This window comes from Micromonospora sp. SCSIO 07396, assembly GCF_053667945.1.
This window is the reverse complement of the sequence record NZ_CM132210.1, coordinates 1,374,639-1,386,542: the sequence shown is the minus strand read 5'-3', so window position 1 is coordinate 1,386,542 and position 11,904 is coordinate 1,374,639. Positions and strand designations below refer to the sequence as shown.

The window sequence follows — 11,904 nt, the reverse complement described above, 5'->3', positions numbered from 1 at the left end:
GCGCACACACCGGAGGCCCCCGCCCGATCGGGCGGGGGCCTCCGGCCTGTCCGGGGCCCGGTGTCCGCCGCGACGTGCCGACGGGGACCGGGCCGGGGTCAGCGGACCATGCTGCCGACCACCGGCTTGGTGAGCAGCGCCGACTGGTTGCGCTGGATGCCCGGGTCGAGGGTCTTGGCCACGAAGATGGCGTGCCAGATGCAGAAGATCAGCACCGTCCACACCTTGCGGGAGTTGTCCGCCTCCTCGCGCTTGTGCTCCTCCAGCAGCCGCATCGCGTACGACAGGTCGATCAGGTCGCCGGCACCGGAGGTGGACAGCACGTGCCGGGCCCACTCGTACATCTCGCCGCGCAGCCAGACCCGGGTCGGGGTGGGAAAGCCCAGCTTCCTGCGGTTGACGATGGCCGGCGGCACGACCCCCTGCAACGCCTGGCGCATGGCGTACTTGGTGGCGTCGGAGCGGGGCGGCAGCTTCAGGTCGACCGGGATGGTGGAGGCCACGTCGAACACCATCCGGTCCAGGAACGGCACCCGCACCTCCAGCGAGTGCGACATCGAGATCCGGTCGGCCTTGACCAGGATGTCGCCGCGCAGCCAGGTGTACAGGTCGACGTACTGCATCTTGGTGACGTCGTCGAGTTCGGTGCACTCGGCGTAGATCGGGGCGGTGACGTCGGTGTAGCGCACCGACGGGTCGTAGCGGCGCAGCAGGTGCCGCTTCTCCTCCTCGGTGAACATCCGGGCGTTGCCGTAGTAGCGCTGCTCGATCGGGGTGGTGCCGCGCTCCAGGAAGCTCTTGCCCTTGACTCCCTGCGGGATCGCCTTGGAGACCGCCCGCAGGCCCTTCTGCACCCCGCCGGGCAGGCCGTTGACGGTGCCCAGGGAGAGCGGCTCGCGGTAGATGGTGTAGCCGCCGAAGAACTCGTCGGCCCCCTCGCCGGAGAGCACCACCGTGACGTGCTCGGCGGCCTTCTTGGCCACGAAGTACAGCGGGACCAGCGCCGGGTCGGCCACCGGGTCGTCCAGGTGCCAGACGATCTTCGGCAGCGCCTCGATCATGTCCTGCGGCCCGATCTTGGTGGCGATGGTGGTCACGTCGAGGTGCCGGGCCGAGTCCTGGGCCACGTCGATCTCGGAGTAGCCGGGCACGTCGTAGCCGACGGTGAAGGTGAGGATGTTGGGGTTGAACTCGCGGGCCAGGGCCACCACGGCGGTGGAGTCGATGCCGCTGGACAGGAACGAGCCGACCGGCACGTCGGAGCGCATGTGCATCCGGACGCTCTCCCGCAGCGTCTCCCGGATCTCGTGGTACAGCCGCTGTTCGTCGGCGACCGGGGCGGGCCGGAACACCGGCCGGTACCAGCGCCGCACGTCCAGCCGGCCCCCCGGCGACCAGGTCAGGTACTCCCCGGAACCGATCCGGCTGATGCCCTGGTGCAGGGTGCCGGGCTCGGGGACGTACTGGAGGGTCAGGTAGTGGCTGAGGTTGGCGGTGTCGATGCCGGCGTCGCCCTGGTAGTAGGAGTGCGCGAAGGGCAGCAGCGCCTTCTTCTCGGAGGCGAGGTAGAGCCCGTCGGCGGTCTCCAGGTAGTGCAGCGGCTTGATGCCGAAGTAGTCCCGCGCGCCGAACGCCCGGCGCTCCTGCCGGTCCCAGATGACGAAGGCGAACATGCCGCGCAGCCGGGTGAGCACCTGCTCGCCCCAGTAGTGGTAGCCGGCGACGATCACCTCGCCGTCCCCGGCGGTGGCGAACTGGGCGCCGAAGGTGCGGACCAGCTCCTCGCGCAGCTCGATGTAGTTGTAGATCTCGCCGTTGAAGGTCAGCAGGTAGCGACCGCCCGCGTAGGGCAGCGGCTCGTGGCTGGACGCCACGTCGATGATGGCCAGCCGCTTGTGCGCGAACACCCCGTCGGCGTAGTGGCCGGTGGCGTCACCGACCACCTCGACCCCTGTCTCGTCCGGTCCGCGGTGGTGCAGGCATTCCAACGCCCCCGCGATGTTGTCGCGGTGGGCGGCGGCGTTGCCGTTCGCGCTGAAGAAGGCCAGGAGTCCGCACATGGCCGACATCTTTCCACGCGGCGCAATCCGCCCGCGCGGCACCGCAGGCTCTGTCCCCCTCCCCACGACACGATCCGCCGGGCCCGGCCCCGGGCCCCGGACAGCATCGAGTCACCCGGACGGGGTCGGGCCGGCGGGGCGTCGGGTGCGGGACCGCAGGCACCCCGTCCGGGCGGAGCCGGAGTACCGTCTGGACGAGCGACGAGGCGAAGGGAGCCGACATGGCCGAGGAACGGACGGACGGCAAGCCGGCGGACGGCACCGAATCGCACGATCCGGACTTTCCGGAGGCGTTCCTGTCCTTCATGCGGCAGGGCTGGCGGGACACCAGCCTGCCGGTCGGCCCCCGGCCGGAGGTCCCGCACCACGCCAAGCGGCGGGAGGCCCTGTCCGCCGCCTTCCCGGGCGAGACGCTGGTCATCCCCACCGGCACCGAGAAGGTACGCGCCAACGACACCGACCACCCGTTCCGGCCGGGCAGCGACTTCGCCTACCTGACCGGTGACCACGACCCGGACAGCGTCCTGGTGCTGCGGCCCAACGGCTCGGGGCACGACGCGACGTTGTACATGCGTCCCCGGTCCTCGCGGGAGACCGACGAGTTCTTCCGCAGCCGGCACGGCGAGCTGTGGGTGGGGCGGCGGCACACGCTGGCCGAGAAGTCCACCGAGCTGGGCCTGGCCACCGAGGACCTGTCCGCGCTGGACGGGGCGCTGGCCCGGATGGCACCGGGGCGGACCCGGGTGCTGCGCGGCTTCGACCAACGGGTCGACGCGGCGGTGCGCCCGTGGGACGGCCCCCGCGAGGAGGGGCAGCCGGGCCGGGACCGGGAGCTGGCGATCACGATCGCCGAGTTGAAGCTGGTCAAGGACGAGTGGGAGGTCGCCCAGCTCCAGGAGGCGGTCGACGCCACCGTCCGCGGTTTCGAGGACGTGGCCCGCGCGCTGCCGGCCGACCGGGGCGTCTCCGAGCGGCTGTTGGAGGGGATCTTCGCGCTGCGGGCCCGGCACGACGGCAACGACGTCGGCTACGGCTCGATCGTCGGCGCGGGCGAGCACGCGACGATCCTGCACTGGGTGCACAACCACGGCGCGACCCGCCCGGGTGAGCTGCTGCTGATGGACATGGGTGTGGAGAACCGCAACCTCTACACCGCCGACGTGACCCGGGTGCTGCCGGTCGACGGCCGGTTCACCCCGCTGCAACGCCAGGTCTACGACGCGGTGTACGCCGCCCAGCAGGCCGGCATCGACGCGATCCGCCCGGGGGTCGGCTTCCGTGAGGTGCACCTGACCTCGATGCGGGTGCTCGCCGAGGCGTTGAAGGATCTCGGCCTGCTCCCGGTGAGCGTCGACGAGGCGATGGACCCGGCCTCCACGGTCTACCGGCGGTGGACCCTGCACGGCACCAGCCACATGCTCGGCATCGACGTGCACGACTGCTCGAACGCCCGCAAGGAGAAGTACCGCGACGGCGCGCTGGGCGAGGGCTACGTGCTCACCGTCGAGCCGGGGCTGTACTTCCAGCCGGAGGACGAGCTGGTCCCCGAGGAGCTGCGCGGCATCGGCGTCCGGATCGAGGACGACATCCTGGTCACCGCGACCGGCTCGGTGAACCTGTCGGCGGGTCTGCCCCGCCGCTCGGACGAGGTGGAGACCTGGCTGGCCGAGCAGCGTGAGGCAGGCCCCCGCCTGCCCGGCTGATCTTCCGCACCCACCGCCGACGGCCCCACCGCCGGACGCGTTCCCCGATCGGGTGACGCGCACCGACGGCGGGGCCGACTACATCGTGGACAACACCGTTGCCTCAGCTGGGACGGCTGTTCGCGCCCACCAGCGCTGCCTCGCCGATCATGGAGTTGTGGTGGGTAACAAAACGCCTACAAAGCCCCAAAATCAGCACCACAACTCCATGATCGCCAAGCGGGCCACTCCGCTCCCGGCTCACTTCGGTGGGCTGGTCGACAGCGTGGGCAGCCCGGTGGGGTACGGGGGCCGACCGGATCCGGCAGTTCCCGGCCCGGGTCACCGCCGCCGGCCAGCAGCTCCGCGACGCCGATCCCACCACCGAACGGGAGCACAGCAACACCGGGCACATCGCCGGCCAGCGGCAACACGACACCCGACCCACCACCCGACAGGCGCGACACGACACCGGGACGACCGCACGGCGTGCCGAGTCACCCGCGCGCACATGATCACGAGCTGATCACCTCCTGGTCGCCCCGCGTCGTCACGTCGGGCGCACCCCGTCACGATCACGCTCGAACCACGAAGTAGTGGCCTTCGGAACTACCGAGGCCACTACTTCGTGCTTTCAGCACGATCCTGCGGTGGTGGGTGGCGGTGGCATGCGACGCCCGGCCGTCCGGGAAAGCGCCTGACCGAAGCGCCACGTCCCCAAAGCGGGCTTTCTTCGTTTTTGACCTCATAGCGAGGAACCTTCTCATACCGTGGGTTTCGGGAGCTACAACCGATTTGTAGCAGGGGACGTCCGCTCAGGCGCGGCGACCCTGTCTGGTACGAGGAGAGGGCAGAGAGCTCCGATGTCCAACTACCTAACGAACAACGAAGCCTCCGCGCGGGCGACGGGGAGCAGGAGCCGTCGCAAGCTCTGGCTCGCCAGTGGCGTCGCCGGGTTGACAGGTGTGGTCAGTCTCGCCGCGGTGGGCGTCGCCGGCAGCGCCGGGGCGGTCGGGGTGAGCGGACTGAAGTGGAACACCACTCAGCAGGTCACCAAGGACGGCGGCGAGGGTCGTGGCGACGAGGGCCCGGACCGTGGCGGCAAGGACGACTACGACGGTAAGGACCGCGAGCGCGGGAAGGAGGTGCCCTGCGACACCGACCGGCTCATCCAGGCCATCGTCTTCGCCAACAGCCGCGACGGCGGCGTGCTGGACCTGGCCAAGGGCTGCACCTACAACCTGACCCGCAACCAGGACGGCAACGGCCTGCCGGTGATCACCCAGGACATCACCCTGCGGGGTGAGCACACCACGATCACCCGGGACGCCACCGCCGACTACTTCCGGATCCTCAACGTGGGTCCCGGCGGTCACCTGAGCCTCAAGGGCCTGACCATCAAGGGTGGGCAGACCATCGAGGCGTTGCAGCCGGTCTCGCCGGCCGCGGTGTGGGGGGCCTACTCGGACTCGCAGGCGATCGCCGCCCAGGTCAAGGCCGGCACCCCGCTGGCCCAGGCGCTCGCCGCCCGTAAGGCGAACCCGAAGGCCGGCCTGAAGGCCGCGCCGAAGGCCGCCCGCAAGGCCGCGGTGAAGGCCGCGCCGAAGGCGAAGCCGGGCAAGGTCGGCACGCTGGTCGAGGAGCCGGGCGTCAACGACGGCGCGGGGATCCTGGTGCAGCCCGGCGGTACCGCCAACCTGTTCGACACCTCGGTGGTGCTGAACCAGTCCGGCGGCAACGGCGGCGGGCTGGCCAACTTCGGCACCACGTCGCTGCGGCACACCGAGGTCGCCCACAACACCGCCTTCTTCTTCGGCGGGGGCGTCTTCAACGCCGGCCTGCTCCAGGTCGAGGAGTCCACGATCACCGACAACACCGCCATCGTCGGTGGTGGCGGTGTCGCCAACGGCGCCGCGGAGATCTTCACCGAGGACGTCGACGGTGGCACCGTCCTGATCGACAAGTCCAAGATCACCGACAACGAGACGCTCGGCTTCGGCGGTGGCGTGCTCGACATCGGCGGCAACACCACCGTGCGCTACACCGAACTGCTGTCGAACACCGCGGTGCTCGCCGGTGGCGGTCTCGCGGCGGCGGACGCCCAGGTCAACGTGCACCACTCGACGGTGGCCAAGAACAGCACCGCGGGCGTCGGCGGCGGCGTGGCCGTCGCGTTCGACAGCGCGGTCACCATCGAGAAGAGCTACCTGAAGGAGAACACCGCCGGCTTCTTCGGCGGCGGGCTGTTCAACGCGGACAGCGTCACCACGGTGCGCGAGTCCGAGGTCGTCGCCAACCGGGCCCTCGGTCCGATCGGTGTCGGCGGCGGCATCTTCAACATCTTCGGCGAGGTCAACCTCAGCCGGACGAAGGTCGCCAACAACTTCGCCACCCTCGCCCCCGGCGGTGTGTTCACCTTCGAGGGCGTGGTGAACGTGGACGACAAGTCCGCGATCGTCGCGAACCGTCCGACCAACTGCCTGGCCATCCCGGGTGACACCATCCCGAACTGCTTCGGCTGAGCACCCCGGGTGACGTGCGGCCGGTGACGGCGGCACACCGGGCAGGACACGCACCGGCCCCCCTCCGCGACACGCGGAGGGGGGCCGGTCGTCGTCGTGCCGTCCACACCGCCGGACCACGCCCGGCCGGGTCAGCGTCGGACGAAGACCGCCACGCTGCGCGCCGGAACGGTGAAGGTGCCCGCCGCCCGGTCGAACGAGGCGGTCCGCAGCACCGGGTCGGCCGAGTCGGCAAGCACCGGGTGCAGGGTGGTGTCCGTGCCCCGCAGCCCGGCCACCGTCTGCTTCGCCGTCGTCGGGGTGGCGTTGAAGACCACGGTCACCGACGTCCACCGGCCGCCCAGCCCCCGGGCGTCGAGGGTCATGGTGAGCACCCCCGGGGTCTCCTTCGCCCCGGACAGCGGGAACGCGACCCGCTGCTGCACCTGCGCGGCGGTGGTCAGCCCGAACACCGGCGAGGACCGCCGGATCTCCAGCAGTTCCGCGTACCGGGCGTCGGCCAGGTCGATCGCGGCACAACCGGGCACCAGGGCCGGATCGGCCAGCAGCGGTTTGGCGTACGGCCACTTGTCCTGGTTGTCCGCCGCCGGGGGCAGGCCGACGCCAAAGCCGTTGCCCTGGGCGCAGTCCCAGCGGATCTGGTTGAACCAGTCACCGGAGTTGTAGGAGTTGCGGTCCAGCGACTTGGAGCGCAGCCGCTCGGACCCGGCCGCCACGAACCCGGTGCCCTGCCCGAGCGCGGTGGTGGCCAGGGCCAGCACCTGCATCCGGGCCCGGTCCGTCGCCGAGGTGCCGGTGGGCAGCTTGTACGCCAGCGCGTCGTACAGGATCTCGTTGTCGTGCGCGTCGACGTAGGTGACCGCCTCGCCGGGGGCGGCGGTGTAGCCGGCCGGCGAGCCGTTGTAGTCCACCTGCGCCCCGGTGACCTGCCGGCCGGCGGAGTCGGTGAACCGGTAGTCGCGCAGGTTGCCGGTCAACCCCACCTTGATCAGGTCCTGCTGGTGGCGCAGCCGGGCCTGCTGCTCGGCGGCGGTGCCGTTGACGTCGTCGCCGTTGGGGTCGGTGTACAGGCCGGAGGCGAAGCCCTGCACGCGCGGGTTGCCGTCGAACGGGCCGCCACCACGTACCGCGTCGCGGAGCCGGTCGTTGAAGGTGCCGATCCCGGTGCCGGCCATGTTGGCCTGGGTGGCCTGCACGAACCGGGCGTCGTCGGCGACCTCGCCGAAGTTCCAGCCCTCGCCGTAGAGCAGGATCTTCTTCCCGTCGACGCCGTCGCGGGCGAGGGTCAGCCGGTCCAGCGCGGCCCGGACGGCCAGGATGTTGGCCTTCGGGTGGTGGCCCATCAGGTCGAACCGGAAGCCGTCCACCTTGTACTGCTTCGCCCAGGTGACCAGCGAGTCGACCACCAGCTTGCCCATCATGGCGTGCTCGGGGGCGGTGTTGGCGCAGCAGGTCGAGTTGGCGACGGTGCCGTCGTCGAGCAGCCGGTGGTAGTAGCCGGGCACCACCTGGTCCAGCACCGACTTCGGATCGGTGCCGGCGGCGGAGGTGTGGTTGTAGACCACGTCCAGCACCACCCGCAGGCCGGCGTCGTTGATCCCGGCGACCATCCGGCGGAACTCGGCGGTCCGCCGCGCCCCGTCCGGGTCGACGGCGTAGCCGCCCTCCGGGACGGTGTAGTGCAGCGGGTCGTACCCCCAGTTGTAGCCGTCGGTGTCGGCGACCGCCGCGACGCACGCCTGCTGCCGGTCGGAGTCCGGCGGCAGCGCCGCCAGGTCGCAGTCGGGCTGCCGCTGGTCGGCCCGCTTCTCCGGGATGGTGGCGAAGTCGAACACCGGCAGCAGGTGCAGGTAGTTGACCCCGGCGTCGCCGAGCGCCTTGAGGTGTCGCATGCCGGCCGTGTCCGGGTCGGTGAAGGCCAGGTAGGTGCCCCGCCGGTCGGCCGGCACGGTGGTGTCGGCGATGGAGAAGTCGCGTACCGACAGCTCGGAGATCTGCGCCTGCGACGCGGGCGGCGCGGCCGGCTTGCGCAGCCCGGACCAGCCGGGCGGAGCGAGCGCCGGGTCGGCCAGGTCGACGATCTGGCTGTGCGTGGAGTCGGCCGCGAGCGCCACCGAGTAGGGGTCGGTGACCGAGGCGGTGACGATCTTCTGGGCGGCCGGCTGCCAGGCTTGCACCCGGTAGCGGTAGTACCGGCCGGTCCAGTCGCGGCTGCCGCGTACCGACCAGACGCCGGTGCGGTCGTCGCGGCGCATCGCCACCGTGCGCGGCTGCGCCGACGGGGTGTCGGACAGTTCGAGGGTGACGGTGCGGGCGGTGGGCGCCCAGACCGCGAGGGTGGGCACCCGGCCGGCGAAGCTGACCCCGAGCGTCGCGTCGGTGGCGGCCCGGTAGACGTCGTCGAGCACCCCGGGGATCTGCACCCCGGTCGCGCGCAGCAGCGCGCCCTTGGCGTCCCGCTCGGTGACCACGAGCTGCCCACGCAACGCCGCCGGCACCTTCGCCAGGTCGGCCCGGTCGAGGTGGAACGCCTGGTGGGCCCACAGGTGCGGGAAGGCCGCCCGCTGGGCCTCGGTGAGCCCGTTGCGCTGCGCCCGCAACGGCAGCGAGGTGTACGTCCCGGACAGCTCCCCGTCGACCACACCCAGCCCACCCGCCGGTGCCGCCACCAGGGCGTACGCCTTGCCGTCGGTCGCACCGACGGCCCAGGTGAGGGTGGACCTGTCGATCCACTGTGCCTGCTGTTTCGTGATGTCGAGGTCCTTGGTCGTCCCGGTGGCGGTGGCGGGCAGCAGCCGGCCGGGCACCCCGCCCAGCAGCCAGACCTCGTGGCCGACCCCGGTCAGGTCGAGTCGCTGGTCGTCGGGCTGATCCTTGGTGTCGCCCCGGTGGATGATGTAGTTGAGCCCGGTCGCGCCGGCCGCCAGCGGCACCCGGAACAGCGCGCCGAAGGAGTCGATCTTCTCGGGCAGGAGCGGGCTCGACCAGTCGGTCGGGGTGGCCGCCCCGTCCCACAGGTGCAGGCCCCAGCCGGCGTAGTCGTTGTCCGCCTTGCGCCAGTGGATGACCGCCGTGTTCGGGTCGACGGGCGGGTCGGGTTCGCCGGTGGCGGCCTGCCGGGTGGGATAGAGCGCCGGGTCGCCCTGCTTGACCCAGACCTCACCGGTGGTGGTCACGTCGACGGTCCGGTCGTTGGCGACGTCCTTGGTGCCCGCCTTGTCGACCACGAGGAACCCGACGGACTTCGCGCCGGGCTTGAGCTTCACCCAGGCGAACCGGCCGTACGAGTCCTCGCCGGCGAACGGCTGCCCGGCGGGCCACTGCGTGACGTACGCCGGGTCGAGGTCACCCCAGGCGTAGAGCCCCCAGTCGGCGTAGTCCCCGGCGGGGCGCTGGTAGTGCACCACCACCCAGTCCCGGGACGCGCCCTGCGCCGGGGTGCCGACCACCCCGGTCGACCGGGTGGCGGCGGTGCGTCCCTTCCCGTCGCGGACGACCGCCTTGTACTCGACCCGGGTGCCCCCGGCCAGCCCGGTCAGGTCGTGGTGCACGGTGTACGGCGCGGTGTGCGCGCTGCCCAGCAGGGTCCACTTCCCACCCGCGACCCGGGCGGCGACGGTGACGGTGGCCAGCGGGTCACCTGTCACCTGCGCGGTGACGGCGGCCCGGGTGGCGACCGGGTCGACGCCCGGCTCGGTGAGGGTGACGGCCGGCTTGGCGGTGGCCTGCGGCACGGGCCGACCGGCCCGGAACACCACGGCCGACCCGGCGGGCACGGTCAGGCTCAGCTTTCCGTCGGAGCCGGCGGCCGGGGTGGCCGTGCCGCCGTAGATGCCGGTAAAGGTGGTGCCGGGTGACCAGGTCTGCACGGTGACAGTCTGCGGGGTGCCGGCGTTGTTCACCGCGGCGAGGTACTCGGTGCGGTCGGCCGGGGAGATCCGGGAGAAGGCGAAGACACCCGGCCCGTCGGCGGCGTACCGGGTGACCTGCACGCCGTCGCGCAGGCCGGGGTGCGCGGCCCGCAGCCGGCCCAGCTCGGCGATGGTGCGGTAGAGCGGGTGGGTGGTGTCGTACTGGTCGCTGGCGTGGGTGCGGGTGGTGCCGATCAGGTCGTCGTCGAGGTAGTCCGCCGTGCGGCTGGCGAACATGTCCTGCCGGGCGTCCTTGTCCCCGCCCGGCCCGGTGAAGCCCTGCTCGTCGCCGGAGTAGACGACCGGCTGCCCCCGGGTGAGGAACATCAGCTGGTGGGCGAGCCGGTCCCGGCCGAGCTGGCGGGCGTCGTCACCACCGGCGGCGGCGACGAACGAGCCGATCCGGCCCATGTCGTGGTTGCCGAGGAAGGTGGTCAGCCGGCCGGCGTCGGTGTCCCGCGCGGCGTACAGCGAATCCTTGGCGTAGACGTCGGCCAGCGCCTTCGCCGGCCCGTCGGCGGCGGTGTAGGCGCGGGCCGCCTCCTGGAAGGAGAAGTCGAGGGTGGCCGGCAGCCCGCCGCGCCGCACGTAGGTGGAGGTGACCTCCTGATCGGCGCTGTAGACCTCGCCGAACATGAAGAAGTCCTTCTTCCCCGCTTTGTCGGCGGCGCGCTTGATGCCCTGGCTGAACTGCGGCCAGAAGTCGAGGTTGACGTGCTTGACGGTGTCCAGCCGGAACCCGTCGACGTCGGTGCTGGCGATCCAGTCGCCGTACGCCTTGGTCAGACCCCGGACCACCTCGGGCCGCTCGGTCCACAGGTCGTCGAGGCCGTAGAAGTCGCCGTACTCGCTGTTCTCGCCGGTGAAGGTGGAGTCGCCCCGGTTGTGGTACATCGTCGGGTCGTTCAGCCAGGCCGGGACCTTGACCTTCGCGTCGGCGGGGCTGGCGAAGGTGGGCGTGTACGCCCCGGAGTCCCGGTTCACCGTCGGGAAGGCCCGGGTGCCGTCGGCGTAGTTGCGGTCCTCGAACTCGCGCCCCTGCGCGTCGGTGTACGGCGACGTCTTCTTGTCGATGTACGCGTACCTGCCCTCGGCGTAGGAGATGACGTCGGCGGTGTGGTTGACGATGACGTCGAGGTAGACCTTGATCCCCCGCTGGTGGGCCAGCTTGACCAGCCGCTTCATCTCCTCGTTGGTGCCGAAGTGCGGGTCGACCTGGGTGAAGTCGGTGATCCAGTAGCCGTGGTAGCCGGCGGAGACGTCCGCGCCGCTGCCCTGCACGGGACGGTTCTTGAAGATCGGCGCGAGCCAGATGGCGGTGGTGCCGAGACCCTGGATGTAGTCGAGCTTGTCGATCACGCCCTTGAGGTCGCCGCCGTGGTAGAAGCCCTTGTCGGTCGGGTCGAGGCCGGTGCGCAGCCGGTCCCCGGTGAGACCGCCGGTGTCGTTGCGGCGGTCGCCGTTGGCGAACCGGTCGGGCAGGACGAAGTAGAACTGTTCGGCCCGTCCCCGGCCGGTGCCGGCGGCGAGCAGCGCCTCGGTGGCGGGTTCGGCGTCCCACTGGGCGGCGCCGGCCGCGGCGAGGGCGTCGATGGTGGACGGTCGGTCGGTGGCGTCGGCACCGAGGTGGTGGACGGCGACCGGGACACCGACGAGGGCGAGGGTGAGGGTGGAGACCAGGGCGAGCAGCGCCTTGCGCGGCAGCGGGGGTTTCATCGACGGCCTTCCT

General features: G+C 71.5%; 5 protein-coding genes. 3 read left to right on the top strand and 2 right to left on the bottom strand.

The genetic code is table 11. The annotated features are described in order from the left end of the window. Nucleotides 1-98: 98 nt before the first annotated feature. Nucleotides 99-2,060, bottom strand: coding sequence for an asparagine synthase (glutamine-hydrolyzing) (gene asnB / locus ACWCHM_RS06230; protein ID WP_204959105.1), 1,962 nt, complete (start codon nt 2,058-2,060; stop codon nt 99-101). A 221-nt stretch (nt 2,061-2,281) separates the two neighbouring features. On the opposite strand from asnB, the gene ACWCHM_RS06225 reads away from it, so the two are divergent. The 3 genes from ACWCHM_RS06225 to ACWCHM_RS06215 all read left to right on the top strand — a co-directional run bounded on the left by ACWCHM_RS06225 (nt 2,282) and on the right by ACWCHM_RS06215 (nt 6,264). Beyond that, nucleotides 2,282-3,763 carry an aminopeptidase P family protein gene (locus tag ACWCHM_RS06225; RefSeq protein ID WP_454221717.1) on the top strand — a complete coding sequence of 494 codons (1,482 nt, stop codon included), beginning with the start codon at nt 2,282-2,284 and terminating at the stop codon, nt 3,761-3,763. Between the two features lie 248 nt (nt 3,764-4,011). Next, nucleotides 4,012-4,257, top strand: coding sequence for a hypothetical protein (locus ACWCHM_RS06220; protein ID WP_454221716.1), 246 nt, complete (start codon nt 4,012-4,014; stop codon nt 4,255-4,257). Between the two features lie 348 nt (nt 4,258-4,605). Beyond that, a complete protein-coding gene (locus tag ACWCHM_RS06215; protein WP_281895872.1) occupies nt 4,606-6,264 on the top strand; it encodes a right-handed parallel beta-helix repeat-containing protein in 1,659 nt (552 codons plus the stop codon). Nucleotides 6,265-6,395: 131 nt separating this feature from the next. Here the strand turns inward: ACWCHM_RS06215 and pulA are convergent, their stop codons facing one another. Continuing rightward, nucleotides 6,396-11,891: a pullulanase-type alpha-1,6-glucosidase gene (gene pulA / locus ACWCHM_RS06210; protein WP_454221715.1), complete on the bottom strand. Its 5,496-nt coding sequence runs from the start codon at nt 11,889-11,891 to the stop codon at nt 6,396-6,398. Nucleotides 11,892-11,904 lie beyond the last annotated feature (13 nt).